The organism is Geobacillus thermocatenulatus, assembly GCF_002217655.1.
GTDB lineage: Bacteria > Bacillota > Bacilli > Bacillales > Anoxybacillaceae > Geobacillus > Geobacillus thermocatenulatus.
Window position 1 is genome coordinate 559,172 of record NZ_NEWK01000002.1, and the last position, 24,519, is coordinate 583,690.

The 24,519-nt window shown below is 52.8% G+C and carries 29 protein-coding genes and 1 pseudogene; 8 read left to right on the top strand and 22 right to left on the bottom strand.

Translation table 11 applies throughout. The features are described from left to right. Positions 1-15: 15 nt before the first annotated feature. The 8 genes from B9L19_RS11640 to B9L19_RS11675 all read right to left on the bottom strand — a co-directional run bounded on the left by B9L19_RS11640 (position 16) and on the right by B9L19_RS11675 (position 7,703). Complete coding sequence (locus B9L19_RS11640) at positions 16-924, bottom strand: ABC transporter permease (protein ID WP_025951193.1); 909 nt, start codon at positions 922-924, stop codon at positions 16-18. A gap of 16 nt (positions 925-940) precedes the next feature. Continuing rightward, positions 941-1,909, bottom strand: a complete 969-nt coding sequence (gene opp4B / locus B9L19_RS11645; protein WP_025951192.1) for an oligopeptide ABC transporter permease — start codon at positions 1,907-1,909, stop codon at positions 941-943. Between the two features lie 18 nt (positions 1,910-1,927). Further along, positions 1,928-2,851, bottom strand: a complete 924-nt coding sequence (locus tag B9L19_RS11650) for an ABC transporter ATP-binding protein (RefSeq protein ID WP_025951191.1) — start codon at positions 2,849-2,851, stop codon at positions 1,928-1,930. Next, a complete protein-coding gene (locus B9L19_RS11655) occupies positions 2,841-3,866 on the bottom strand; it encodes an ABC transporter ATP-binding protein (protein ID WP_047753315.1) in 1,026 nt (341 codons plus the stop codon). Before B9L19_RS11655 ends, B9L19_RS11650 begins: the two co-directional genes overlap by 11 nt. 423 nt (positions 3,867-4,289) lie before the next feature. Continuing rightward, entirely contained in the window at positions 4,290-5,780 is a 1,491-nt protein-coding gene (gene glpK, locus B9L19_RS11660; RefSeq protein WP_025951189.1) for a glycerol kinase GlpK, read from the bottom strand. A 49-nt stretch (positions 5,781-5,829) separates the two neighbouring features. Further along, positions 5,830-6,648, bottom strand: a complete 819-nt coding sequence (locus tag B9L19_RS11665; RefSeq protein WP_047753316.1) for an MIP/aquaporin family protein — start codon at positions 6,646-6,648, stop codon at positions 5,830-5,832. 207 nt (positions 6,649-6,855) lie between these two features. Further along, positions 6,856-7,257, bottom strand: a complete 402-nt coding sequence (locus tag B9L19_RS11670; protein ID WP_025951187.1) for a sporulation protein — start codon at positions 7,255-7,257, stop codon at positions 6,856-6,858. Between the two features lie 194 nt (positions 7,258-7,451). Then, on the bottom strand, positions 7,452-7,703 hold the full coding sequence (locus B9L19_RS11675) for a hypothetical protein (RefSeq protein WP_013145664.1): 252 nt from the start codon (positions 7,701-7,703) through the stop codon (positions 7,452-7,454). Positions 7,704-8,024: 321 nt separating this feature from the next. On the opposite strand from B9L19_RS11675, the gene cspD reads away from it, so the two are divergent. Then, on the top strand, positions 8,025-8,225 hold the full coding sequence (cspD, locus tag B9L19_RS11680) for a cold-shock protein CspD (RefSeq protein WP_003251474.1): 201 nt from the start codon (positions 8,025-8,027) through the stop codon (positions 8,223-8,225). Between the two features lie 129 nt (positions 8,226-8,354). Continuing rightward, on the top strand, positions 8,355-8,624 hold the full coding sequence (locus tag B9L19_RS11685; protein WP_025951186.1) for a DUF2564 family protein: 270 nt from the start codon (positions 8,355-8,357) through the stop codon (positions 8,622-8,624). A 646-nt stretch (positions 8,625-9,270) separates the two neighbouring features. Here the strand turns inward: B9L19_RS11685 and B9L19_RS11690 are convergent. Both B9L19_RS11690 and B9L19_RS11695 read right to left on the bottom strand, forming a co-directional pair. Further along, positions 9,271-9,489 (bottom strand): zinc-finger domain-containing protein, encoded by a 219-nt coding sequence (locus B9L19_RS11690; RefSeq protein ID WP_025951185.1) that lies wholly within the window; start codon positions 9,487-9,489, stop codon positions 9,271-9,273. Positions 9,490-9,495: 6 nt separating this feature from the next. Further along, a complete protein-coding gene (locus tag B9L19_RS11695; protein ID WP_025951184.1) occupies positions 9,496-10,161 on the bottom strand; it encodes a ribonuclease H family protein in 666 nt (221 codons plus the stop codon). A 232-nt stretch (positions 10,162-10,393) separates the two neighbouring features. Between B9L19_RS11695 and B9L19_RS11700 the strand changes: the two genes are divergently transcribed. Further along, positions 10,394-11,320, top strand: a complete 927-nt coding sequence (locus tag B9L19_RS11700) for a DMT family transporter (RefSeq protein WP_047753317.1) — start codon at positions 10,394-10,396, stop codon at positions 11,318-11,320. A 103-nt stretch (positions 11,321-11,423) separates the two neighbouring features. Here the strand turns inward: B9L19_RS11700 and B9L19_RS11705 are convergent, their stop codons facing one another. Beyond that, entirely contained in the window at positions 11,424-11,894 is a 471-nt protein-coding gene (locus B9L19_RS11705) for a divergent PAP2 family protein (protein WP_025951182.1), read from the bottom strand. Positions 11,895-11,975: 81 nt separating this feature from the next. On the opposite strand from B9L19_RS11705, the gene sspL reads away from it, so the two are divergent. Next, positions 11,976-12,113 (top strand): small, acid-soluble spore protein L, encoded by a 138-nt coding sequence (gene sspL / locus B9L19_RS11710; RefSeq protein ID WP_047753318.1) that lies wholly within the window; start codon positions 11,976-11,978, stop codon positions 12,111-12,113. 36 nt (positions 12,114-12,149) lie between these two features. Here sspL and acnA read toward each other — a convergent pair whose 3' ends face one another. Then, complete coding sequence (gene acnA, locus B9L19_RS11715; protein WP_025951181.1) at positions 12,150-14,870, bottom strand: aconitate hydratase AcnA; 2,721 nt, start codon at positions 14,868-14,870, stop codon at positions 12,150-12,152. 242 nt (positions 14,871-15,112) lie between these two features. Between acnA and sspO the strand changes: the two genes are divergently transcribed. Beyond that, positions 15,113-15,262, top strand: coding sequence for a small acid-soluble spore protein SspO (gene sspO / locus B9L19_RS11720; RefSeq protein WP_020959472.1), 150 nt, complete (start codon positions 15,113-15,115; stop codon positions 15,260-15,262). A gap of 70 nt (positions 15,263-15,332) precedes the next feature. On the opposite strand, the gene B9L19_RS11725 is transcribed toward sspO, so the two are convergent. Further along, positions 15,333-15,593, bottom strand: a complete 261-nt coding sequence (locus B9L19_RS11725; protein WP_047753319.1) for a hypothetical protein — start codon at positions 15,591-15,593, stop codon at positions 15,333-15,335. A 125-nt stretch (positions 15,594-15,718) separates the two neighbouring features. Between B9L19_RS11725 and B9L19_RS11730 the strand changes: the two genes are divergently transcribed. Then, a complete protein-coding gene (locus B9L19_RS11730) occupies positions 15,719-15,865 on the top strand; it encodes a small acid-soluble spore protein P (RefSeq protein WP_082131202.1) in 147 nt (48 codons plus the stop codon). 210 nt (positions 15,866-16,075) lie between these two features. Here B9L19_RS11730 and B9L19_RS11735 read toward each other — a convergent pair. Both B9L19_RS11735 and B9L19_RS11740 read right to left on the bottom strand, forming a co-directional pair. Next, positions 16,076-16,199: pseudogene (locus B9L19_RS11735) on the bottom strand (PTS lactose/cellobiose transporter subunit IIA); the annotation flags it as partial. A gap of 53 nt (positions 16,200-16,252) precedes the next feature. Next, complete coding sequence (locus B9L19_RS11740; RefSeq protein ID WP_172643522.1) at positions 16,253-16,921, bottom strand: cell wall hydrolase; 669 nt, start codon at positions 16,919-16,921, stop codon at positions 16,253-16,255. Positions 16,922-17,188: 267 nt separating this feature from the next. Between B9L19_RS11740 and B9L19_RS11745 the strand changes: the two genes are divergently transcribed. Further along, positions 17,189-17,623 (top strand): DUF2621 domain-containing protein, encoded by a 435-nt coding sequence (locus B9L19_RS11745; protein WP_025951178.1) that lies wholly within the window; start codon positions 17,189-17,191, stop codon positions 17,621-17,623. A gap of 220 nt (positions 17,624-17,843) precedes the next feature. On the opposite strand, the gene B9L19_RS11750 is transcribed toward B9L19_RS11745, so the two are convergent. The 3 genes from B9L19_RS11750 to B9L19_RS11765 all read right to left on the bottom strand — a co-directional run bounded on the left by B9L19_RS11750 (position 17,844) and on the right by B9L19_RS11765 (position 19,634). After that, complete coding sequence (locus B9L19_RS11750; RefSeq protein WP_371198483.1) at positions 17,844-18,323, bottom strand: CcdC family protein; 480 nt, start codon at positions 18,321-18,323, stop codon at positions 17,844-17,846. 201 nt (positions 18,324-18,524) lie between these two features. Beyond that, complete coding sequence (locus B9L19_RS11760; protein ID WP_047753320.1) at positions 18,525-18,881, bottom strand: response regulator; 357 nt, start codon at positions 18,879-18,881, stop codon at positions 18,525-18,527. Positions 18,882-18,926: 45 nt separating this feature from the next. After that, on the bottom strand, positions 18,927-19,634 hold the full coding sequence (locus B9L19_RS11765) for a cytochrome c biogenesis protein CcdA (RefSeq protein ID WP_025951176.1): 708 nt from the start codon (positions 19,632-19,634) through the stop codon (positions 18,927-18,929). A gap of 168 nt (positions 19,635-19,802) precedes the next feature. Between B9L19_RS11765 and B9L19_RS11770 the strand changes: the two genes are divergently transcribed. Then, the gene (locus tag B9L19_RS11770; RefSeq protein ID WP_025951175.1) at positions 19,803-19,982 is read left to right on the top strand and encodes an aspartyl-phosphate phosphatase Spo0E family protein; all 180 of its coding nucleotides are present in this window, start codon (positions 19,803-19,805) and stop codon (positions 19,980-19,982) included. Between the two features lie 54 nt (positions 19,983-20,036). Here B9L19_RS11770 and B9L19_RS11775 read toward each other — a convergent pair whose 3' ends face one another. From B9L19_RS11775 to sirA, 4 genes are all read right to left on the bottom strand, one after another. After that, positions 20,037-21,815, bottom strand: a complete 1,779-nt coding sequence (locus B9L19_RS11775; protein WP_047753322.1) for an ABC transporter ATP-binding protein — start codon at positions 21,813-21,815, stop codon at positions 20,037-20,039. A gap of 89 nt (positions 21,816-21,904) precedes the next feature. Further along, entirely contained in the window at positions 21,905-23,644 is a 1,740-nt protein-coding gene (locus B9L19_RS11780) for an ABC transporter transmembrane domain-containing protein (protein WP_047753323.1), read from the bottom strand. A 124-nt stretch (positions 23,645-23,768) separates the two neighbouring features. After that, complete coding sequence (locus tag B9L19_RS11785) at positions 23,769-23,981, bottom strand: YneF family protein (protein WP_011230833.1); 213 nt, start codon at positions 23,979-23,981, stop codon at positions 23,769-23,771. A gap of 89 nt (positions 23,982-24,070) precedes the next feature. Next, positions 24,071-24,508 carry a sporulation inhibitor of replication protein SirA gene (gene sirA, locus B9L19_RS11790; protein WP_025951172.1) on the bottom strand — a complete coding sequence of 146 codons (438 nt, stop codon included), beginning with the start codon at positions 24,506-24,508 and terminating at the stop codon, positions 24,071-24,073. Positions 24,509-24,519: the final 11 nt, after the last annotated feature.

A 24,519-nucleotide genomic window follows, 5' to 3' on the forward strand; every position in this document is an offset into this window, starting at 1 on the left:
TGTTTTTCTCCCCCTTTATCCTAATCGTTGTCTTGCATCAGCCGCGCGTTTCAACGCTTGGCCGATGAAATTTATGCACAGCATCATCACCAAAATGAGTAATGATGCAGGCAGCCATACCCACCATTTGTTTTGCAGCACATCGGGATTGGTCGCATAGCTGACCAGCGTTCCAAGGCTTGGCGTGCTTTCCGGCAGCCCGAACCCCAGGTATGTAAGACCTGACTCAATGCCGATGTTGCCGGCTAAGTTCAACGTCAAATTGACGATGATAATGGAGCTTAAGTTTGGCAAAATTTGAAACAAAATGATTTTCCAATCCGGCGTCCCAAGCGTCTTGGATGCGCTGACATAGTCCAATTCCCGCTCAGCAAGCGTCTTGGCGCGAATGAGCCGGGCTTTGCCCGTCCATAAAAACGCGCTCATAATTAAAATGAACGTCGCCACATTGTATTTCGGGACGATGGCCACAAAGACGATCACCAGCATTAAAAACGGCAAGACGAGAATAAAATCGATGATGCGCATGATGACATTGTCGATCCAGCCGCCGAAATAGCCGGCCACAAGCCCTACCACAAGGCCGATCGCGCCTGTGATCAGCGTAATCGCCAGGCCGATCGTAAAGGAATTGCGGGCTCCAATGATCAGCTGGCCGAACACATCGCGTCCGCCATAATCGGTGCCAAGCCAATGTTCCGCCGATGGCGGTGAATAAATAGCCAAAAAGTCTACCTTTACAATTTCCTCTTGATCTAAAAAAATGGAAGCGCCGTAGACAATCAGCAAAATGACAGACAATATAATGAGCGAAACAAGAGCCAACCGATCGCGGACGAGCTCCCGCCACATAATCGAAAGAGCGGAAGGGCTTTTCTCAGCGGCTATTTCAACTGGAGCAGGACGGTTCACCTCAATTTTCATATTCTACGCCCCTCCCTTACTCAATGCGAATACGCGGATCGACCGCACTTAAAATAATGTCAGAAAGCAAGGTCCCCACAAGCGTCGCCACCCCGGAAATCATCACAAGCGCCGTTACGACGCTGTAGTCGCGCTGCATAATCGACTGCAAAAACAGCTGTCCAAGCCCTGGATAACTGTAAATGGACTCTAAAAACACGGAACCGCCGATGAGACCCGTAATTTCATAGCCTAAAAACGCTGCGATCGGCAAAAACGAATTGCGCAAAATATGCCGCCAGTAAATCTGGCGTTCTGGAACGCCCTTGGCGCGCGCTGTTTTCACGAAATCTTTCACTTTCGTATCAATGATTTCGCTTCGCAAATATTGAATAATGCCGACTGTGTTGATGAGCGCGCCCGATAAAGCCGGAAGCATGAGATGATTCAACTTGCTTAAATAGTAGGCAAGCGTTCCTTCTTCAACTTGAATGTCCACGCTCCCCCCGGTCGGAAACCAGCCGAGATGAAAACCGAATACAAACAGCATGATCAGCGCAAAGATAAACAGCGGCGTCGCATAACCGATATAGCTGTAGCCGACGATCAGCTTGTCAGCCCATGTGTCCGTCCATCGCCCTGATACAATGCCGAGCGGAATGGCGATAAGATAAGTCAACACTAAAATAGCCGCCGACAGCAGCACGGTATTCCCCACTCTTCCAGCCAGCAAGTCGGTCACCGGCTGCTGGTGGGTGTAAGACAAACCAAGGTCGCCTTGCAGCATGTTTTTCACCCAACGGATATACTGAATATGTACCGGATCGTTAAGACCGAGCTTTTCCCTCATTTCTTCAAGCGTTTGCGGATCCATTTTCGGATTGGCCGCCAACTGGCCGGTCAGCGCATCACCTGGCATTGCTTTCGCCAGCAGGAAAATGAGGACGCTTAACAAAAACAGCTGCGGAATCATGATCAAGATTCGGCGCAAAATAAACTTTAGCATCGTTCTGTCTTCCCCTCTTTATGGAATAGCCACAGAGTGGGTGGGCGATATAGGCTTAAGCGGATACGCTCGCCCGGTTTCATCAAAATAGCGAGAATACGCTTGCGCATATTCTTGTTCCACTTCGCGGCGCAGCGCCGTCTGTTTGCCGCGCTCGCGCGGATCGGCGTTGGGGATCGCCGACAAGAGACGCTTTGTGTAAATGTGCTGCGGATTCGCAAAAATGTCTTCGCTCGTCCCTTCTTCGACGAGCCGGCCGCGGTACATGATGCCGATCCGGTCGCACATATGGCGAATGATTCCCAAGTCATGGCTGATGAACAAATAGGTAAGACCGTAATCTTGTTGAATGTCCTTCATAAAATTCAGCACTTGCGCCTGTACGGACACGTCAAGCGCCGACACCGGCTCGTCAGCGATGATCAGCTTCGGATTGAGCATCAGCGCACGGGCGATGCCGATGCGCTGGCGCTGTCCCCCGGAAAACTCATGTGGATATTTATAAATCGAATCAGCGCTTAATCCAACGCGTTCGAGAATGGATTGGACTTTTTTTCGCTCCTCATGCGGCGAAAGCTTTTCAAAATTTCGCAGCGGCTCAGCGATGATATCGAGCACACGTTTGCGCGGATTGAGCGAAGAATATGGATCTTGGAAAATCATTTGAATGTCCTTGCGATATGGATGAAACTGGCGGCGGGACAGCTTCGTTAAATCCGTTCCTTCAAACAGCACCTCGCCAGCCGTCGCTCGAATGAGGCCAATGATCGTGCGCCCCGTTGTCGTTTTTCCACATCCTGATTCACCGACAAGCCCGTATGTCTCTCCTCGATTCAACGAAAAACTGACATCGTCAACCGCCTTAACGTGGTCGACGACGCGGCGAAAAAACCCGCCGCGCACCGGATAGTGCACCTTTAAATGCCGCACGTCAAGAAGCACCGTAATCAACCTCTCTTGTCATTTGATCATCGGGAAAGTGAAAATGCCGATAGCACGTGCAACGCACCCAATGTCCTGGCTCCACTTCGCGCAGCTGCGGCTCCAGCTCGTGCTGTTCCGCCCCGATCCAGCTGATGCGCGGTTGAAAACGGCATCCTCGGCGAGGCAGTTTATGCAGCGGCGGAACAATCCCTTGAATAACATGGAGACGATCTTTTTTCACTTGTGCGGACGGGATCGACTGCAGCAACGAGCGAGTGTATGGATGAAGCGGCCGGTGGAAAATCGTGTCGACATCCGCGAGCTCAACGATTTCGCCTGCATACATCACGGCGACCCGATCGGCCATTTCCGCGACAACCCCTAAATCGTGAGTAATCAATATAATGCTTGTCTTCATTTGCCGCTGCAGTTCTTTCAGCAGCTCCATAATTTGCGCTTGAATCGTCACATCAAGCGCCGTCGTCGGCTCATCCGCAATCAAAAGCGACGGCTCGCAGGCGATGGCAATCGCGATGACCACCCGCTGCCGCATTCCCCCGGACAGTTCATGCGGATAACGGTGATACACTTTTTCCGGCTCGGGAATGCCAACTCGCTCAAGAAGTCGAATCGTTCGTTTCTTTTTTTCCTCCGCCGGCAGCCGCAAGTGGTAATTCATGCTTTCTTCAATTTGCCGTCCGACGGTCATGAGCGGATTAAGCGCCGTGAGCGGATCTTGAAAAATCATGCCGATCTCCTTGCCGCGAATCCGGTTCAATTCAGAAACAGACAACGACAGCAAATTTGTCCCTTTAAAAAGCAGACGCCCTTCCACTTTCGTCTTCTCCGGCGGGTGCAGCCCCATGATCGAAAGAGCGAGAGCGCTTTTTCCGCACCCCGACTCGCCGACAAGGGCAACGACTTCGTTTTCCTCAATGACCAAAGAAACATCGTCCACCGCAGCATAATAAGCGCCCTCGATTTGAAATGAGACACGCAGTCGTTCTATTTCCAACAACGGCTGTTTGCTCAATGCACCTTTCCCCTTTAAGTAAATTTAGTATAACGAAATTTTAGACTATATATAATTTTATGATAATATTACACGATATTTTTTGTATTTTCAACATTTTTTTGTAATCCCATCCTTGTCATATATGATTATTTAGAACATTATTTTGTTTTATCATATCGATGTTTCAAAGGCTCAGCTTTTTTTCTTGTTGAATGCGCATTCAGAAAAAAATTCGGCTTTACTCGACAAACAGAGGAAGGCGATGCTGTTTCATTTTTCTTCCCCCCCGTAACGTGCAAGCCAAAACAGCAAAAAGGGGTGTCCCAAAAGGATCGGGACACCCTTGCTCATCACCATATATCACCACGAAACAATGAATCATGCGCAATATGTTGTATTTCGTTTGAGAGGAATGACGCTTTTGGGTCAGCCCCTTTTCCATCATTTAAACGCCATCGCCGCCCGCACCGCTTTTTTCCAGCCATCGTAGAGCATCGTTCGCTTGTCATCATCCATCTTCGGCTCAAAGCGGCGCTCAAGCTGCCATTGGGCGGCGATGTCATCCCGGCTGTTCCAGTAGCCGACGGCCAATCCGGCCAAATACGCTGCGCCCAAGGCCGTCGTTTCATTCACGACCGGCCGTTCAACCGGAACGGCCAGCAAATCGCTCTGGAACTGCATGAGGAAGTTGTTTTTCACCGCCCCGCCATCAACGCGCAGCGTCGTCAGCGAGATGCCGGAATCGGCTTCCATGGCGGCAAGCACATCTTTTGTCTGGTAGGCGAGCGATTCCAACGTCGCCCGGATGAAATGCTCTTTCGTCGTGCCGCGCGTGAGGCCAAACACCGCGCCTCGCACCTCGCTGTCCCAATACGGGGTGCCGAGGCCGACGAACGCTGGGACGACATACACCCCGTCGGTCGACTCGACTTTTTCAGCGTACGCTTCGCTGTCCGCTGCGGTTTTGAGCATCCGCAAGCCGTCGCGCAGCCATTGAATGGCCGAGCCGGCGACGAAGATGCTGCCTTCAAGGGCGTATTCCACCTTGCCGTCAATCCCCCAGGCGATTGTTGTGAGCAGCCCGTGTTTCGATTGCACCGCTTTTTCCCCCGTATTCATCAGCATAAAGCAGCCCGTGCCGTACGTATTTTTCGCCATCCCTTCCGTAAAGCACGCCTGCCCGAACAAGGCCGCCTGCTGGTCGCCCGCCGCCCCGGCGATCGGCACCTCGACGCCAAAGAAGTGATAAGGGGCGGTTTTCGCGTACACTTCCGACGACGGCCGAACCTCGGGAAGCATCGCCTTCGGTACGCCTAGGATATCAAGCAGCTCGTCATCCCACTCGAGCGTATGAATGTTGAACATCAACGTGCGCGACGCGTTCGAGTAATCGGTTACATGGGCGCGGCCGCCGGACAGCTTCCAAATGAGCCACGTATCAATCGTGCCGAAAAGCAATTCGCCGCGTTCCGCACGTTCGCGCGCTCCGTCGACATGGTCCAAAATCCATTTCACTTTTGTCCCGGAAAAATAGGCGTCAATAAGCAAGCCGGTTTTTTTGCGAAACAACGGGTCATACCCTTTCGCCTTCAGTTCATCGCAAATATCGGCCGTCTGCCGCGACTGCCAGACGATGGCGTTGTAAATCGGGTTGCCGGTGTCTTTCTCCCACACCACCGTCGTCTCCCGTTGGTTCGTAATCCCGATCCCTGCCACTTGTTCCGGCTTCACTTGCGCTTCGGACAAGACGCTCGCAATGACAGCAAGCACCGATCCCCAAATTTCATTGGCGTTGTGCTCGACCCAGCCGGGCTGCGGAAAATATTGCGTAAACTCTTTTTGCGCCATATGAACGATTTCGCCCTTTTGATTGAACAAAATCGCGCGCGAGCTCGTTGTGCCTTGGTCGATGGCTAAAATGTATTGATTCATGACATTCTTCCCCCTTCTTCTTTATTTGCTTACAAACCCCGTACGCCAACTAGAGAGAACGGCGGCTTGCGGCGCTTGCCGTCCTCCCTTTTGTCATCTTCGCCGCCGCCAAAACGGCTGCGGTTGCCGCCAGCACTCCCCATAATGCGCCTGTCGGTTTTCCCAAGAAAACGGCTTTATAGACCAAACTGCCTAACGCACCCCCAAGCAGCGGTCCGACGATCGGCACCCACGCATACGCCCAATTCGATGACCCTTTCCCTGGGATTGGCAACAAAAAGTGGGCTAAGCGAGGTCCAAAGTCGCGGGCCGGATTAATGGCGTATCCCGTCGTACCGCCGAGCGACAGGCCGATCGCCACGATCAAAAAACCAACGATAAATGGATTGAGTCCATCGGCGAATTGGTTGGCGCCAATGGCCAAGATGGCCAAAACCAACACAAACGTTCCGATGATCTCGCTAAGCAAGTTGGCAGCCGCATCCGGCACGGCCGGACCCGTCGCAAACACGCCAAGCTTGACACCCGGGTCGTCTGTTTCCTTCCAATGCGGCCAATAGTGGAGATAGACGACGGCAGCCCCAACCATCGCGCCAAGCACTTGCGCCAATACATAGCCAGGCACATCTTTCCATGGGAAATCGCCGCTTATGGCCAGTGCCACTGTCAGCGCTGGATTGAGATGGGCGCCGCTATACCGGCCGACAGCGTATACGGCCACGGCCACCGCCAGCCCCCACCCCATCGTAATGACAATCCAGCCCGAATTGGCCGCGTATGATTTTTTCAAGTTGACCCCGGCGCACACACCCGCGCCGAAAATGATGAGCAGGGCCGTGCCGATGAGTTCCCCTAAAAATGGCGACATTTGTTCTCTTCCTCCTTTTCTTCATTTCGTGATGTTTTCTGTCATTTCCTGCTTGTCCAGCCCCTCCGGAGGGTGAACCGTTGGGTGAAAAAGCAAAAACCCACACACTTCCCCGCTCATCAACGAGGAATATGTGTGGGTCTCCGCTTCTCCACCACAACGTATTAACTTGCTTTTAGCATATCATCTGTTGAAAACGCTGTCAACCTATTTCTTCGGCAAAATTTGCACATAATCGAAGTCGAGCGTGTCGACCGCGTCTTCGATATGAAGGCGGGTGATGAACCGATACGACCGGCCGGGGCGCGATGGCGGCAACGTTTCCGGAATCGTGTAGGAAAACGGGATCTCCTTTTTCTCGCCCGGCTTGATCGAAAACGCTCCAGCCGCCGGAATGACGGCGACAAAGGCATCCAGTTCCTTGCCGTTTTCGATCGTTTTTTGCACGAGCTCCACATCAAGCCGCTCGATCCTTTGTTCCACCGTTCCGCCGTAAATGTGGACGGTCCCTTCGATCGTTTCCCCTTGGCGCCATAACGATTTATTCAAGATCAAGTCGACGTGCGCCGACCCGACTCCGACTCTTGACATCATTTTGCGCAATAACACCGCAGTCACCTCTTTGTCTCTCTTGTCATACCATCATACGAAAAAACGAAGCCGCCTGTTTCAACGCGAGCCAAAAAAGAAACAGACGATGCTCTCGCGGCACGTCTGCCCCTGGGAGAAGCAGGGACGAATGCGGCTTGTTTTGTTACCGCTTACATTCGAGATTACCGCATTCGTCTTCCGCTGTCAATTGATTATTCGTACACATTTTCGTTTTCGATAATGTAATCGATTCGAATGACAGGAACGTCCTGTTGCTCGACCTCGGCGACAATCAAGCCGACGCGATCGTTGTAAATGCAAAACATATCCTGCCCTTTGCGAAACGCCGACTCTCCGTACGAAAGAACCATGTGGTAAATTTTATTGTCGCTGAAATAGCGGCGGCTGACCCGGTTGCCCAATCGAACGATCACTTCTTTTCCCGCGATTTTTCCGCGGTACATCCGCTTCTCCCCCTTTTCGTCGTTCCTATTCCAATGTATGGCCGTTGTTGCCCGCTCATGACTTTTTTCTCCCCAGCGGCCCATTTTCCTTTGCTGGACGGCATTTTTTCAGCGGGGGAGCCACTTTTTTCGGAAATTTCCTTTCTTTTGCTTGACGCGGCAGCTCCGAATAGTGTATAGTAAAGTCATCACATAACAGAATATATTTCAAGCATTCAACATGAAGACGCATCTTGGATGGCTGTGAAGTATATTTTGTTATTTGATAAAAATCTTGAGGTTAGCCGAACAGGCTAAAGGTATTAGGAGGAATTCAGTATTATGCAACGTGGTAAAGTAAAATGGTTTAACAACGAAAAAGGTTATGGTTTCATCGAAGTGGAAGGCGGTTCCGACGTATTCGTTCACTTCACGGCGATCCAAGGTGAAGGGTTCAAAACGTTAGAAGAAGGCCAAGAAGTTTCGTTTGAAATCGTCCAAGGAAACCGCGGACCGCAAGCAGCAAACGTTGTCAAATTATAAGACTTCGTTGACATAGACGAGAGAACGGGAGCGGAACGAGAGGCACTCTGTTTAAGCAGGGTGCCTTTTTCATTGCGATTTGCATAGATTCCATCAAACGGTAAACAATAAAGAAAGGGAGGTGTTCATATGGCCAGACGCGATGCCGACGTACATACGGGATACAACGACGTAAAGCAAGTGGAAATGTTCGTCGAAACGGCGGAAAAAATGGTCGGCCAAGCGACGATGCAGCTCGATCCAGAGATGCTCAACCACGCTAAAGAAGCGATCGAAAACGCCCGCGGCCAACTCGCTCGCGCCCGTCAACAGGCGACTGGCGTCGACGGCGACTTTCTCGCCCAGTGCGAACAAAAACTGGCCCGCGCCGAGCACCAGCTTCGCGAGGCGCAGCAATAACAGCAAAACGATATATATAGATGCAACGAAGAAGTTTACCATATCCTTGACGGAAAAGCGGTTGCCCTCTTTTCGACTGTCGGAGGAAAGCCACAGGCTTCTCCGTCACGCCTTGGCGTGACGGAGGACCGAACAACCGCCTGCTTCACAGACCCATATATGGGTCTTTAAGCGGCGTTGTTCGGTCGCCCGACAGTCGTTCAAATACTCGGTAAAAGTTGCAAATGGTAAAGCTTCAAATTGCATCTATATAGATGCAACCAAAACGTTATATCTTTTCTTTGACAAAAAAAAGCCACTTATCAATGTTTCGACTGTCGAGGGCAAGCCTTTGCTTGCCTTCGTCACGCCTTGGCGTGAAGTCGATCCAATGCTCAGTAAAAGCTGCAAATGTGAAAACGTTAAATTGCATCTATTAAGGCGGAGGACAAACAGCGATTTCCTTTTGGAGTGAAAAGAAGAACTGCTTTTGAGGTTTCTCTATGTTAAAACGTATGTTCTGTCAATCACCGGCCTTCGCAGCGCATCCGCTTCTTCCGTTCAAACGCCAAAGCTTGCCTGGTCGCAGCCGGCACCGCCCCACGCTCGCGAAGGCGCAGATTGGGGCTCCGATCGCCCGCACCAACCGCCTCTTGAAAAAATTCCTTCATGACCGACGCGGACGCGGCGGCGCTGATAGAAGCATCTCCCCGTACTGCTGCATTTGTTCCCCAACCGTGCATTGCTGGATGCAAAACGATTGGGCGTACGTTTTGCCGTACTCTTTCCGGAACGTGCTTTTTAAAAAGCAGCCATCGCAGTACGTTTCCTCCAGCCATGCGATTTGATCCAATATTTCTTTGCGTCGGTTCCGCTTCTTTCCCATACGACCTTACCCTTTCCCTGTCAATTCCGTTCGGCTTGTGATGATCTGCCCTTCAAGCGCCTGGCGGGCGAGCGAATCCGCCTCTTTATTTTGTTTGCGCGAAATCGGCTCGTACGCCGGTTCGATGTGAAGCTCGCGTATTTTCGCTTCAATGCGGTCAAGCCAGATGTTGAAATCGTCCTCAAAACACGGCCAATCGCCGGACAGCTGCTTTAACACGACGTGGGAGTCGCCGCGGAACGTCACCGGCAAATGATGAACGCCAAGTTCCTCGAGCAGCTGCATGACAAACCAAAACGCTGCATATTCCGCCTCATTATTGGATTTGATTTCACCAAGCCGGCGGTTGGCGCGCAGCCGATAGTGATGGTCGTTTTGCTTATAGTATACGACCGCGCCGGCGCCGCCTTGGGACGTCTCATGGTCAAAGCCGCCGTCGAAATACACAACGATCTCATGCGGCTCGCCGGCGATCTCCTCAAGCAGCTTTTGCAGCTCTTTTTTTGACCACACCGTGCCGTTTCGATCGACGAACTCCACTGTTTTCGTCCGCCCGGTTTTTTCAAAATCATCCGCCAAGGCGAGCGCCTTTTTGGCATCGACCCAATCGGAGACAAGAAACGCCTCTTGTTTTTTCGGCGTGATATACGTCCAGTGGATTTGTACGTCCAACGCATTGTCACCCTTCCGCGTGGCGATGATCGGAGCTGGTTTTTATTTTACCACACTTGCGCCCTTGTTCATTACCTAATATTATGCGCAAATTCTTCTTGTATCAACCATTTTGCCGCAGGCGCCCATCTTTTTTCCAAAATATCTATCTTTTTCGGCCTACTTGTGGTACACTAGCGGCTAGCACCCAAAATGAGATGGGGCGCAAGCATATGAAGAGGGAGGATTCGAATTGAAGCGTCAAACCATAGCCGATCTGAGTCTGCTCATGGTGACGTTCGTCTGGGGGGCGACGTTCGTCGTCGTCCAAAATGCCATCTCGTTTTTGAAGCCGTTGTCATTTAACGCCGTTCGCTTCAGTTTGGCCGGCTTGTTGCTTCTCACCTGGATCGCTGCCGCTTCCCGCCCACTCTTCGGCCAGTTGTCATGGCGAGTCATCGGCGCTGGGGCGTGGATGGGGCTATGGCTGTTTTGCGGCTACGCATTCCAAACGATCGGACTGCTTTATACCACTTCCTCGAAAGCCGGCTTTATTACCGGACTGAGCGTTGTGCTCGTTCCATTGTTTTCCTTTTTGATCTTAAAGCAAAAACCGTCTGTGAATGCGGTGGTTGGAGCGGCACTTGCCGCGTTCGGCCTGTATTGGCTGACAGGGGGAGCGGAGCTGTCGTTCAATCAGGGCGATTTCTTTGTCTTTCTTTGCGCTGTTTCCTTTGCCATGCACATTATCGTCACCGGCCGCTATTCCTCTCAGCATTCGACGATGCTGTTGACCATGGTGCAAATTTTTACCGTCGCCGCGCTTTGTTTCCTCTTTGCCTTTTGGTTTGAAGATGCCGCCGACATGTGGAACATAGCCGTGCTCCGCCGTCCGGAAGTATGGGAGGCGCTCGCTGTGACATCGCTGCTGGCGACGACCGCGGCGTTTCTCATCCAAACGGCGGTGCAAAAATATACGACTCCCGCCCATGTCGCGCTGATTTTCGCCATGGAGCCGGTGTTCGCTGCTTTGACCGCCTACCTTTGGGCTGGAGAGCGGCTGTCGCCATCGGCCTGGCTTGGCGGCGCTGCGATTTTGGCCGGCATGATGTTCGCCGAACTGCCAAGCATGCGCCTCTGGGGCAGACGGTGGCGGGAAAAGCGGAACATCTCATCGTAGCGGCGGCAGAAGCTGCCCCGCCTAAAAAGCGGGACAGCTTTTTTCTGCTAGGCGCCTCGCTTCCCGCTTATTCCGATCCGCGTACGCCTCCTCCCTTCACCACTTAAAAGGTTCGCCGGCGGCGGCACGCCCAATGCGAAATTGCGCCAGTCGCCATTCCAAGGAGCGCCCCGCCGACGACTTCGATCGGCTCGTGCCCGAGTCGGGCGCGCAGCTGCCGCTGTCGTTTGTGATAAACGGTTTGTTTTGGATCTCCTTCTAACTTTTTCACTTCCTCGGCAAGCTCGTTCAAGCGAAGGGCGAGTTCGCCCGCTTGGCGCCGCACCCCTTGCGCATCGTACATGACGATCAGTCCAAACAACGCGGCCAAGGCAAAATCGATCGTGCGCACACCTCGCTCGAGGGCGATCAATGTCGCTAAGGCGGAAACACCGGCAGAGTGGGAGCTTGGCATTCCGCCTGTTTCGAAAAAGAGCCGCCAGTCCCACCGGCCTGTCTCAAGCTGCTTGATCGGAATTTTTAAAAATTGTGCCAGTGCAATCGTCGCGAGCGCCGTTTTTAATCCTTTGTTCATGGTTTCTCTCTCCTTTGTCGGCCGTGCTTTGCTTATATTTTCACCCCGATCGGCCATACTATCCGAGTGGAGGTGAAAACGATGGCGAAAAACGGCGGCCGAAACCGCGGCACGAAGGCGCCGGGCGTCAACCCGCAAGGCTTTGGCCAAGACGGAACGTTCACCCCGGATCCAAAGAGCAAGCTTGAGAACGCCGCGAAAAAGCTCAACACCAAATAAAAGCAGGCTTCCCGTATGGAAGCCTGCTTTTTGTCGTTATTGTTTCACTTTCGCCAATTTTTCGCGCAACACCATTTGCAAAATGCCGCCGTGGCGATAGTAGTCGATTTCGACTTCGCTGTCAAAACGGACGATCACTTCAAATTCTTTTGTCTCACCCGTATCCGGGTTCGTCGCCGTCACTTTGACGAGATCGCGAGGTTTGACGTTTTCATCAATGTGGACTTCGAACACTTCTTTGCCCGTCAAGCCGAGCGTCTCCGCATTTTCGCCTTCTTTGAATTGCAGCGGCAGGACGCCCATCAACACGAGGTTCGAGCGATGGATGCGCTCAAAGCTTTCGGCGATGACCGTTTTGATGCCGAGCAAGAACGTCCCTTTCGCCGCCCAGTCGCGCGAGCTGCCCATGCCGTAGTCTTTGCCGGCAATGACGACAAGCCCGGTGCCGTCTTGTTTGTATCTCATGCACGCATCGTACATCGACATCACTTCGCCGGTCGGCCAGTACGTCGTATAGCCGCCTTCCGTGCCCGGCGCGATTTGGTTGCGGATGCGGATGTTGGCGAACGTGCCGCGCATCATCACTTCATGGTTGCCGCGCCGCGAACCGTACGAGTTGAAATCTTTCGGCTCGACGCCTTTCGAGATCAAATATTGGCCTGCCGGCGTGTTTTTGCCGATCGACCCAGCTGGCGAAATATGGTCAGTCGTGACCGAATCACCGAACTTGCCGACGACGCGCAAGCCGGTGAGAGGTTCGACTTTGCGCACTTCCGGCGACAAGCCTTCAAAGAACGGCGGATTTTGAATGTACGTCGAGTTTTCATCCCATTGGTAGAGCGGCTCGTCCGTCGTTTCGATGGCGTTCCAGCGCGGGTTGCCGTCGAACACGCGCTCATATTCTTTGCGGAACAGTTCCGGATCGACCGCCCGTTTGACGACGTCTTTCACTTCTTCCATCGACGGCCAAATGTCGCGGAAATAGACGTCGCTGCCGTCTTTGCCTTTGCCGATCGGCTCGCTAAGCAAGTCAATGTCGACCGTGCCGGCGAGCGCATAGGCCACAACAAGCGGCGGGGATGCCAAATAGTTGCCTTTGACAAGCGGGTGGATGCGGCCTTCAAAGTTCCGGTTGCCGGACAGGACGCTTGTCACGAGCAGATCGCTTTCCGCGAGCGCTTTTTCGAGCTCCGGCGCAAGCGGACCCGAGTTGCCGATGCATGTCGTGCAGCCGTAGCCGACGATGTTGAAGCCGAGCTGTTGGAGATACGGAAGCAAGCCCGAATCGCGCAAGTAGCCGGTGACGACTTTCGAACCCGGCGCGAGCGACGTTTTCACGTATTTCGGCACTTGCAAGCCTTTTTCGACCGCTTTTTTCGCCACTAAACCAGCGGCGACAAGCACGTATGGGTTGGACGTGTTCGTACAGCTTGTGATCGCCGCGATGACGACCGCGCCCGTTTTCAATTTCACTTGTTCGCCGTTTAACTCGACCGTAATTTCCCGATCCAAGTCCGCTTCCGTCAAACCAAAGCCTTGGTTGCCTTGCGGCGCTTTCACCGCGTCGCGGAACGACTGTTTCATTTTCGAGAGCGGAATCAAGTCTTGCGGCCGTTTCGGGCCAGACAAGTTCGTTTCAATTTCCGACAAGTTGATTTCCACCACATCCGTAAACACCGGCTCCGGTGCATCCGGCGTGTAGAACAAACCGTTCGCTTTGCAATACGCTTCGACGACTTGAACGTGATGTTCGTCGCGGCCGGTTAAGCGCAAATAGTCAAGCGCTTCAGCGTCGACCGGGAAGAAGCCGCACGTTGCCCCGTATTCCGGCGCCATGTTGGCAATCGTCGCCCGGTCGGCCAGCGGCAAAGTCGCCACTCCTGGTCCGAAAAATTCAACGAATTTGCCGACGACGCCTTTTTTCCGGAGCACTTGCGTCACCTTAAGCGCCAAGTCAGTGGCCGTCGCTCCGTCCGGCAGCTTGCCTGTCAGGCGGACGCCGATGACTTCCGGCACCGGGAAGTACGACGGTTGGCCGAGCATGCCGGCTTCCGCTTCAATGCCGCCGACCCCCCAACCGAGGACGCCGATGCCGTTGATCATCGTCGTATGCGAGTCCGTGCCGACAAGCGTATCCGGGAACGCTTCGTACTCGCCGTTCTCCCCTTCGACCGCGTGAACGACGCTTGCCAAATATTCCAAGTTCACTTGGTGGACGATCCCCGTTGCCGGCGGAACGGCGCGATAGTTGTCAAACGCTTTTTGCGCCCATTTCAAAAACTTGTACCGTTCGGCGTTCCGTTTGAATTCCAAATCCATGTTGTACTCGAGCGCATCGTCTGACCCGTAGCGGTCGACTTGCACCGAGTGGTCGATGACGAGATCAACCGGAATTTCCGGGTTGATTTCGTACGGATCGCCGCCTAGATCCGCCATCGCTTTGCGCATCGAAGCCAAATCGACGACGGCCGGCACGCCGGTGAAGTCTTGCAAAATGACGCGCGACGGCTTAAACGGCACGTCGATGTCTTTCATTTCCGGCGTTCCCCATTTCGCCAAGTTTTCGACGTGCTCTTTCGTGATAACGCGCCCGTCGACTTGGCGAAGCACCGATTCAAGCAATACTTTGATCGAGTACGGCAGGCGGCTCACCTGGCCGATGCCCGCTTCTTCAAGCGCTTGCAAACGGTAATAATTGTATTTTTTACCGTTGACTTCGAATGAAGAGCGGGCGTTGAACACATCTTGTTTCGCCATATGTATAACCCCCTTCACTTCACAATAATACTATACTATTTTTTCGCACAAAAGTCGAAAAAATAGCATGAATTCTCCCAATCCCCATAAAGTTCGGCACGACTTTATCTTATTATAGAACAGCACAAGTTGTAAATAATGATTTCCAGTGTCTCACGGGCTGGCTCTGGCTTCCTTAACGGCGGCAAAAGAGGAATAAGGCGGCCGTTTCGTCGCAAACTAGAAGCGGAGGTGAACAAAACATGGGCAAACGGAAAGCGAACCACGTCATCCCCGGCATGAACGCTGCGAAAGCGCAAGGGATGGGCGCCGGCTACAATGAAGAGTTTTCCAATGAACCGCTGACAGAAGCACAGCGCCAAAACAACAAAAAACGAAAAAAGAACCAATAGTGTGGCGGCCATTTCGCCATCCCGGTCTGCCATAGCAGGCAAAAAGGGAATGTCCGCCGTCGGCATTCCCTTACTCGTTTTGATTCACTTCATTCACAATTGCCTGCAAATCGTTGCGGAATTTTTCGAGCTGCACGCGCTGCGTTTCCGAGGCCACTTCGAGCGCGTTTTCAATTTGGGCGAACGCCTCGTTTACTTCTTGCCGAAGATGGGCCAGCTGGTGGCCGTAGTCGGCTTGATCACGCACCAAGTGATCGTGCCATTCTTTCGCTTCCATCGTCGCCTTTTGCGCTGCTTGAAACGCCTCTTGCTTCGTTTTATGGTACACCATGGCTCGTCCCTCCTTCGCAGTCATCGCAGTCGCTCACTACTTATCGTTTCAAACCAAGCGCAAATTATGCGCCGAATAAGCGAAAACACAACGCCACATGCTAACGGATAAAGGAGGGACAGGACATGACGAACAAAAACGACGGCAAAGATATGCGCAAAAACGCCCTGAAAGGCGACAACCCTGGACAGCCGGAGCCGCTTGACGGTTCGAAAAAAGTGAAAAATCACAATCACACACGGCAAAAGCACAACACAAGCCACGATATGTGACGCAAACAAGCGGAGTTTTCCTTCTCCGTTCAGCCGAGACCGGCGGCAGCCGGGCGGGCTGAACGGCTGGCGCCATTATTTTTACATAATAAAATTATTGTAAAATTAGAAAAACGGGCGGCCGCTAGAACATCCCGTTGCCGCCCGCCTTGGGTTCATTCCTGTTGAAGCGAATCATCCTCACCCGGTGAACAAGCCGGCCGACGGCGATTATGATTCGGCTGCTTGCCGCTTGAGCGCTTCATACAGCTCCACGAATTCAGCGGCTAAATCCTTGACCGTGATCGCCGTCATGAAATGAATGATCTTGGGCATGCACCACAAGAAGCGTCACCACCGGCTGCCGCTATGCACAAAACAAAAGAACGAGGCCTTATTCGACCCCGTTCATCTCGTGAAGACATGGTGCCCGATGCGAATCGTCACCGGACGCGACAACATCCATTTGTCTTTTGTGATTTTCGGATTGTAGAAATAAAGCGAGCCGCGGCGATCGTTTGGGAATAAGGCCAACGCCTTGTCGACCGCCTCGTAATCTTGCCTGGTCGGCTGGATGCGGGTCAATTTCCCCGTTTTGGCTGGGACAAACGCGTATCCAGATTCCGTTTTTTGATAAATGACGCCGCGCACCGTCTTTGGAAATTCCGGATGTTTGGTGCGGTTTAAAACGACAAGCGCCACTTCCACCTTGCCGGCAAACGGCTCGCTCGAACCGGTCTCCGCTTGCACAAGCTGGGCGAGCAGCTTCCGGTCAGCGGCGCTTAATGAGATCGATTTCTTCTTGGCCGGCGCCGAAGCCGACCGCTTCGCCGCAGCCGGCACTTTCAATTTCGCGCCGATGCCGATCATATCCGTTTTTAAACCGTTCAGCGATTTTAGTGAAGCCACTGTTGTATGATATTGTTTGGCGATCTTCGACAACGTATCGCCTTTTTTCACTTGATAGTATGTATACGAGCCAGCCGCTTCCGCCGACAGCCCATGAGAGCTTAACGCCATACAGCAAGTGATCGCGAGCGCTGCAATCGTCTTTTTCACTCTGCGCATCCCCCTCATCGTTGCCTTTTGGCTTTTTTCTGTTTACTAGATTAGCAGGCAAAGAAGGGAACGTCACTGTATATATTTTCCACATAAAGCGGCCGGAGGCTGTCCATCCATTGGCGCTGTAAGGCGGGACAAGCTTTTTTACAGTTGCATTACAGTTGCGTTACGATTCGTAACAGGCCGCCGTTTGAAACTTGCCAAACAGCAAGCTTTTCGACATAATAGTAGACGAATCTTGCCGATGGCAAACCAGTTGATCATCATGTTGGGGTGGGAATCGTGCTGACCGGATGGTTTCTTTGGTTTATTTTGCTTTGGGTCGTCTTTTTGCTTGTCATGATGTCGATCGGCGGCTTTTTCATGTTCCGCAAGTTTTTGAAGCGGCTGCCGAAAGAAGATGGAAAATCGGAGCTCGACTGGCAGGAATATTACATTGAACAGACGCGCCATTTATGGGGGGAAGAAGAAAAAGCGCTGCTTGAGGAATTGGTTCGCCCTGTGCCGGAATTGTTCCGCGACGTCGCGCGGCAAAAGATTGCCGGCAAAATCGGCGAGCTTGCCTTGAAGGAGCAGGCGCCGCGCATCACACGCGACTTGCTGATCCGCGGCTATATCATGGCAACGCCGAAGCGCGATCATAAATTTTTGATCCGGACATTGCAAGCGAAAAACATCGATCTCGCCCCTTATCAACATTTATTGGAAAGCCGCTGACCAGCCTTAAGATTGGGAACTGGATATAAGCGGCTTTTTTTATGCACAAAGCTGCACGGCAAGCAGAGACAGGGGGAGCCTTCGCCATGGCAGCCTGCCCAGCCAAAAGGAGCTGACCCAAAAGCGTCATTCCTCTTAAACGAAATGCAACATGATTCCATATTTTGTGGCGATATTATGAAGATAAAGAAGGGTGCCCGATCGTTTTGGGACACCCTCTTTAGGTCAGCACGGGCGGTTTCAGCTGCGCCGCCAGCTTTCGATACGAAACATACATCGCAATCCGCCATGGGACGATCATCGAAAACGCGAGCAAATAAAACATGCCGCTTAACTGGCGGTAGTCGATCGTTCGTCCTAAATACGTTTTCAAGCCAAGACGAATGACAATCAACCCGAGCAAAATCCAAATAAAGGATTTTGAGCGTTTCAAATAAATCTCATTGCCGCGGATTTCAAATTTCGACGTTTTAATGAGAAACAGCGAGAAGAACAGGCCGAGAATGACCGCCTCGATCAGTTCCCCGCGCGTAACGCGAAAGACCGGATCGATGAACATCAGCGCTCCGGTGCTCATAAACAGCGGTGGCAAAATAATTTTTTTGGCATTCGTCGGCTTTTCCGACGCCTTCATGCGCACAAAAAAGATGAAAAACGCCATCACAACGGCGATGAGCGATGTAACAAGCGCCAAAGCCATCACCTTCTTCCGACAAAATTCACGAACAACGCCATTATAGCAAAAAACACTTCGCTTGCCTACCGTCCTCTAAAGCCGCCTCCACCCTCGCCAAATATCGCGCTCGCTTCATCCCTCTCGGTTGCCAAGCGGAACGCAGCCAGCTGTCTTCCCGGCGCTCATAAACGGCGTCTTCCTATGCCGTACAGAGCCGAAGACCGCTTACAAAAGACGGGCGATCGCCTCGAGCACGCGGGTTTCTTCAAACGGCTTGACGATGAAATCGGCCGCTCCGGCTTCAATGGCCTCAACGACCATACGCTGCTGCCCGAGCGCCGAGCAGATGATGATTTTTGCCCTGGGATCGATCTCTTTAATCGCCCGCACCGCTTCAATCCCATTCATGACCGGCATCGTAATGTCCATGATGACAAGATCGGGGCGCAGACGGCGATACAGCTCGACCGCCTCTTTGCCGTTTTCCGCCTCACCGGCTACGGTGTGATCCGTTTTTTCCAGTATGCGAGTGAGCGTCACCCGCATAAATTTCGCATCGTCAGCAATTAAAATGGCAGCCATCTTTCCATCGCCCTCTCCTCAACGATATTCCTCCAACAACAGCCGCTAAAAACCGGTGAAACCGCCAAACAAGCTTGTCGTATAAGCAATCAGCTTTGTCATCCAGTCAAAATACAAAAGGATGCCCATCGCCACCATGACATAGCCGCCCGCCTTCATGATGGATGCGCTATGGCGGCGGATCCATTGCAGCTTGCCGATAAAAAAGGACAACATGAAAAACGGAACGGCAAATCCGAGCGTATAAGCAAGCATATACACCATTCCTGAGCCCGGATTGGTGGCGGCTAGAGCGACAACCGCCACCAAAATCGGCCCCATGCACGGCGTCCAACCGGCAGCGAACGCCATGCCGATCAGCACGGAGCCGACATATCCCGATGGCCGTTCACGAAACGAAATGCGCCGGTCTTTCAGCAAAAACGCCGGCTTCCACAGCCCGGCGACGACGAGGCCGAGAGCGACGATCACGACCGCGCCGATTTGCCGGATCGCATCTTGATAATCAACAAACAGCCTCCCAAGCAGCGAGGTGCCAAAGCCAAGCGAGATAAAAATGAGCGAGAAGCCAAGCAAAAAGCAAAGCGTATGCCATAAGCTGCGGCGGTTCAGCATCGCGTTTTCCTCTTTCAACTCGCTGACCGACACGCCGGTGATATACGATAAAAACGCCGGATAAAGCGGCAAGCAGCACGGGGAAATAAACGACAAAAACCCGGCGCCGAACGCTAAAAATAGATTGAGATCATTCATTGGTGAACCAGCCCCTGCTTTTTTACTTTTTATTTTAGCAGAATTCCTTCTTCCCGTAACGTGTTTCTCAGTGTTCCTGGTCAATTTTTCTATTTTCCATTTTGGCGTTCACTGATAAAATAGTATAAAGCACCATACACAATACTTCAAGCAAAGGACGGTCGATTCGTGCCGAAATGCAAATTGTTGACCTTGATTGAACAAAAGCGGATGGAGCTTGTCGACACGGTGGCCAAAACGGGGTTAAACTCGGCGGCGGCCATGAAAATCAGCAAAGAGCTCGACACACTGCTCAACGCCTATCAGCGTGAACAAATGAAACAGCGAAAACAAAGCGCCTCCCGCTAGGCGGGATGTGGCGCTTTCTTCTTTTTATTCCAAGCAGGGACAAAACGCCGCCATTTACGCATGAATGTCGACAAGGCCGTTTTGCAGCAAGTACATTTGGTAGTAAAGCCCTTTTTGCCCCAGCAGTTGCTGATGCGTGCCGCACTCGATGATTTCGCCGCGGTGGAGGACGAAAATTTGATCGGCGTCTTGAATCGTTGATAGACGGTGGGCGATGACGATCGTCGTCCGCCCTTTCCGCATGCGCATGAGCGCATCTTGAATCGCTTCCTCTGTTTCGGTGTCAATATGGGCGGTCGCCTCATCGAGCACCAAAATTTTCGGATCAGCAGCGATCGTGCGAGCAAAGGAAAGAAGCTGGCGCTGACCGCTTGATAACGTCGCCCCGCGCTCGGCGAGCACATGGTCGTAACGATCAGGCAATTGCTCAATAAACGCATCGGCCTGCACGAGCCGAGCGGCCTCCTGAATGGCTTCGTCGTCCAGTTCCTGATGATACATGCGAATGTTCTCTTTGACCGTCCCATAAAACAAAAACGGATCTTGCAAGACAAGGCCGAGGCGGCGGCGCAGCTCGGCGCGCGAGTAATCGCGGATCGACCGGCCGTCAAGCAAAATATCGCCGCGGTCAAACTCATAAAAACGCATGAGCAAGTTGATGATCGAACTTTTGCCGCTACCGGTATGGCCGACAAACGCGACCGTCTGCCCTGGACGGATGACAAACGACAGCCGTTTCAGCACATCCCGTTTGCCGTCGTAGGAAAAGCTGACATCCCGAAATTCGATTTCCCCGCGCTCGATCGCATGCGGCGACCAATTTGGATTGGCCGGCGCTTCTTCTTGATGATCAAGAAGGGCAAACACGCGAGAGGCGGAAACGATCGCCTGCTGGTAAAGAGACAGGCGCATCATCATTTGCGTCACCGGTTCGAAAAAGCGCTCCAAATAGTTGACAAACGCATACAGCACGCCAATCTCAACTGGGCCATCAAGCGCCGTGATGCCAAAAAAGCTGAGAACCACTATGATTGACAACATATACACCACATCGATCGCCGGCCGAAGCAGCAGGCCATCGAGATGGATGTTTTTCATCCCCGCCTTGTAGTGCGCTTCATTGACGGCGGCAAACTCTCGATATAAACGATGCTGCTGGCGAAACGCTTGAATGACGGCCATTCCTTGCAGCGATTCGTTCAATTTGGCGTTCAGTTCGCTCAGCCGTTCGCGCATCTCTTGATAAAACACCGAGCTGTAGCGTCGGTATGTGTGCATGATGAACGCGATCGCCGGGAGGATGAACAGGCAAAACAACGCAAGCTTAGCATCAAGCGAAAACATGGCGACAAACACGCCGATGACAAACAAGCCGTTTTGCACAAAGGCCGCTAGGACGCTGATGAACATGTCCTTGATCGCTTCTGTATCGTTCGTCACCCGCGAAACGATGCTTCCGCCCGGCGTCCGGTCAAAATAGCTCATCCCGAGCCGGTGCACTTTCGCAAACACATCCATCCGCAGCGCTTGAATGACGTGCAAAGCGAGCCGCTGAAACTCGACAAGCTGGAAGTAGGAAATGATCGTTTTCAAGACGAGCACGCCGAGATAGGCGGCGGCCAGCGCCGCCACCGGTCCAAAAGCAAGGCGGCCCGGCACCAAATAGTCGTCAATGAACACTTTCACCAAATACGGGCCGGAAAGCTCCCCGGCCGTTGCCAACAGAAGAAGCGTAAAGGCAAGCGCCGTTTCTTTTTTGTATCTTCCCATATAAGCGAGCAGCCGCCATAAAACGCGCCGCTGCTCTTTTGTTGTCAACCATCGGTCGTTCATCCACTTCCCCCTATTTCACAAACAACTTGTATTTTCAAGCTTTTTGCTCCGCTCGTTTTTGGCGGGAGCTCGAACGTTCAGGTCTGTTGTTACTCCGCAAGCGCCTCAAGCTGTTGGCGCCGGTGCATGTCACGATACCAGCCGTCTTCTGTCATCAGCTGCTCGTGCGTTCCGGCCTGCACAATTCGTCCCCCGTCAAGGACGAGAATCCAATCGGCATGCTCAACCGCGCTTAAACGATGAGCGGCGATGATCGTCGTTTTTCCGCGCCGCTCCTGTTTGAGCGCCGCTAAAATCCGCGCCTCGGTCTTCGCATCCACAGCCGACAACGCGTCATCAAAAATGAGCACTTCTGGGTCAATGAGAAGCGCCCGGGCGATGGACAGCCGCTGTTTTTGCCCGCCGGATAGGGAAACTCCGCGCTCGCCGATGACTGTCTCATACCCGTCGGGAAACTGCAAAATGTCCTCATGGATGTCGGCCAGCCGCGCCGCCCGGACGACCTCGTCCTCTCTGGCTTCCGGCTTGGCAAAGGCGATGTTGTCGCGGACAGAGGCAGAAAACAAGAAATGGTCTTGCGGCACGTAGCCGATCGCCGAACGGAGCGCGAAAAGCGTATAATCGCGGATGTCGCGGCCGCCGAAGCGAATCTCGCCGTCATAGCCGTCAAACTCGCGCAACAGCAGGCGAAGCAGCGTCGTTTTGCCCGCCCCTGTTTTGCCGACCACGCCAAGCGTCGCCCCGCGCTCCAGCGAAAAATGAATGTCCTCGAGCGCCGGCTTTGTCTCTCCCGGATAGACGAACCGGCAAACACGGTATTCAATGTCCCCTTTTGGCGGAACATCCACGGCATCAAGGCGCTCGACGATTTCGTCCCGCTCGGCCAACAGCGCCCTCACTCGGTCGTACGAAGCGCGCCCTCGCTCCACGATGTTGAACAGCCAGCCGAACGCCAGCATCGGCCAAATGAGCAGGCCAAGGTAGGTCGTAAACGACACAAGCTCGCCGATCGTCAATTCGCCCGCCAAAACCATTTGACTGCCAAACGCCACAGCAAGAAAAAACGACAGCCCGACAAGCAGGCCGATCGTCGGGTCGAACAAGGCGTCAATTTTGGCGACAGCGATGTTTTTCGCCACGACGTCTTCCGATTGACGGCGAAACGCTTCCACATCTTGTTTCTCATAACCGAACGCCTTGATCACGCGAATGCCGCTGATGCTTTCCTGAACCTTGTCGTTCAGCGACGAAAACGCTTCTTGCGCCGTCAAAAACCGGCGATGGAGCATCGTTCCGTAGCGGCTTGTCGCCGCCGCCATCACGGGCATCGGCAATAGGCTGATGAGCGTCAGCTTCCAGCTGATCGAAAACGCCATCGTCGCCAACACGAACCCGCCAAGCGTCACTGAGTCAACAAGCGTCAAAATTCCGCTTCCGACCGTCTGCTGAATCGCCTGCAAATCGTTCGTCGCATGGGCCATCAAATCGCCGATCCGCTTCCGCTGGTAAAACGACGGCGACATGTTCGTAAAATGCTGATACAGCTCGTTTCGCAGCTGGCGGGCAAGCTTGACCGCTGAACCGAAAATGAAAATGCGCCAAGCGTAGCGGAGCCCGTAAAGCGCCGCCGCAACGGCGGCGAGGACGGCGATCCAACGGATGAGCACTTCTTTTGTCATCGTGCCGTTTTTCATATGATCGACCAACAAGCCGATCACTTTCGGCGGGACGGTCTCCAAAAACGCCACGATGACAAGCACGAAAATGCCAGTGATATACGCCTTCTTTTCTTGGCGGAAAAACCAAAACAAATCGCGAAATACGCGCATAAGGCCCGCCCTCCTTTCATTTGGCTGACGAACAATCGCCATATTATTGTAACAAAACTAGAAAAATTTTGAAAGAACATTTTAGCAAAATAAAAAGACACTCTCGATCGAGTGTCCGTTTCGCTTATTTCAGTTGATTGTTCATCATTTTCATCATCTGATTGATTTTCTTCTGGGATGGCGTCATTCCCATTTGCATCATCATCATGCGAATCATTTGTTCATTGATCGGCGGGTTTTTCTTCAAATAATTGATCATCGTTTTGCGGGCGACGAAAAATCCGATCGCCACCCCGGCGATGAGCGCCAGCACGCCAACGAGAATCGTACCCCACATAACAGCGATTTTCCTCCTTCTTGTTGTCTCCCTAACAGTGTACTAAACGATGCGCCATTAGACAATATTTCGCGACAAAAATCTTGTCATTACGCAAATTTTCTTCCTTGCCGAGGCGCAGACAGCCAGTAGTAGTCGGCAAAATCGGCATCGACCGCCAAAAACGTCGGCGAAAGCCGAGCGAGCGCCCGCCCGATGTCCGCGGCAAGCGGCGCGCTGTCGGCGACAAGAAGCAAGCGGCGCTTTTGCACGACAAGCAGCGCTTCCTCGCCGGCATCGGTTTGCAAAACAAACATATTGCGCTCCAAATTTTTGCCGACGCGACCGGCAAAATGTTGCTTTAAGCCAAGTTCCAGACGCGAAAAGGACAGCCGTTCGGTGATAAATTCAACTTGCTTGCGGCAAATCGCCTTCAGCGGCGCTTTCGCGTATTGATGCTCACGAAGCAGTTCGACAATTTTTTCCGCCCGATGACGGTAATGCGATGCCACATCGTCATTCAACAAATAAATCCAATAGCGGACCATGCCCCATCCCC

Excerpts from the sequence above, each read along its gene's own strand:
- B9L19_RS11640 (WP_025951193.1), bottom strand. The coding sequence starts at position 924 with ATGAAAATTGAGGTGAACCGTCCTGCTCCAGTTGAAATAGCCGCTGAG.
- opp4B (WP_025951192.1), bottom strand. The coding sequence starts at position 1,909 with ATGCTAAAGTTTATTTTGCGCCGAATCTTGATCATGATTCCGCAGCTG.
- glpK (WP_025951189.1), bottom strand. The coding sequence starts at position 5,780 with ATGAATCAATACATTTTAGCCATCGACCAAGGCACAACGAGCTCGCGC.
- B9L19_RS11665 (WP_047753316.1), bottom strand. The coding sequence starts at position 6,648 with ATGTCGCCATTTTTAGGGGAACTCATCGGCACGGCCCTGCTCATCATT.
- B9L19_RS11675 (WP_013145664.1), bottom strand. The coding sequence starts at position 7,703 with ATGTACCGCGGAAAAATCGCGGGAAAAGAAGTGATCGTTCGATTGGGC.
- cspD (WP_003251474.1), top strand. The coding sequence starts at position 8,025 with ATGCAACGTGGTAAAGTAAAATGGTTTAACAACGAAAAAGGTTATGGT.
- B9L19_RS11685 (WP_025951186.1), top strand. The coding sequence starts at position 8,355 with ATGGCCAGACGCGATGCCGACGTACATACGGGATACAACGACGTAAAG.
- B9L19_RS11690 (WP_025951185.1), bottom strand. The coding sequence starts at position 9,489 with ATGGGAAAGAAGCGGAACCGACGCAAAGAAATATTGGATCAAATCGCA.
- B9L19_RS11705 (WP_025951182.1), bottom strand. The coding sequence starts at position 11,894 with ATGAACAAAGGATTAAAAACGGCGCTCGCGACGATTGCACTGGCACAA.
- sspL (WP_047753318.1), top strand. The coding sequence starts at position 11,976 with ATGGCGAAAAACGGCGGCCGAAACCGCGGCACGAAGGCGCCGGGCGTC.
- acnA (WP_025951181.1), bottom strand. The coding sequence starts at position 14,870 with ATGGCGAAACAAGATGTGTTCAACGCCCGCTCTTCATTCGAAGTCAAC.
- sspO (WP_020959472.1), top strand. The coding sequence starts at position 15,113 with ATGGGCAAACGGAAAGCGAACCACGTCATCCCCGGCATGAACGCTGCG.
- B9L19_RS11725 (WP_047753319.1), bottom strand. The coding sequence starts at position 15,593 with ATGGTGTACCATAAAACGAAGCAAGAGGCGTTTCAAGCAGCGCAAAAG.
- B9L19_RS11730 (WP_082131202.1), top strand. The coding sequence starts at position 15,719 with ATGACGAACAAAAACGACGGCAAAGATATGCGCAAAAACGCCCTGAAA.
- B9L19_RS11740 (WP_172643522.1), bottom strand. The coding sequence starts at position 16,921 with ATGAGGGGGATGCGCAGAGTGAAAAAGACGATTGCAGCGCTCGCGATC.
- B9L19_RS11750 (WP_371198483.1), bottom strand. The coding sequence starts at position 18,323 with ATGGCTTTGGCGCTTGTTACATCGCTCATCGCCGTTGTGATGGCGTTT.
- B9L19_RS11760 (WP_047753320.1), bottom strand. The coding sequence starts at position 18,881 with ATGGCTGCCATTTTAATTGCTGACGATGCGAAATTTATGCGGGTGACG.
- B9L19_RS11765 (WP_025951176.1), bottom strand. The coding sequence starts at position 19,634 with ATGAATGATCTCAATCTATTTTTAGCGTTCGGCGCCGGGTTTTTGTCG.
- B9L19_RS11775 (WP_047753322.1), bottom strand. The coding sequence starts at position 21,815 with ATGAACGACCGATGGTTGACAACAAAAGAGCAGCGGCGCGTTTTATGG.
- B9L19_RS11780 (WP_047753323.1), bottom strand. The coding sequence starts at position 23,644 with ATGCGCGTATTTCGCGATTTGTTTTGGTTTTTCCGCCAAGAAAAGAAG.
- B9L19_RS11785 (WP_011230833.1), bottom strand. The coding sequence starts at position 23,981 with ATGTGGGGTACGATTCTCGTTGGCGTGCTGGCGCTCATCGCCGGGGTG.
- sirA (WP_025951172.1), bottom strand. The coding sequence starts at position 24,508 with ATGGTCCGCTATTGGATTTATTTGTTGAATGACGATGTGGCATCGCAT.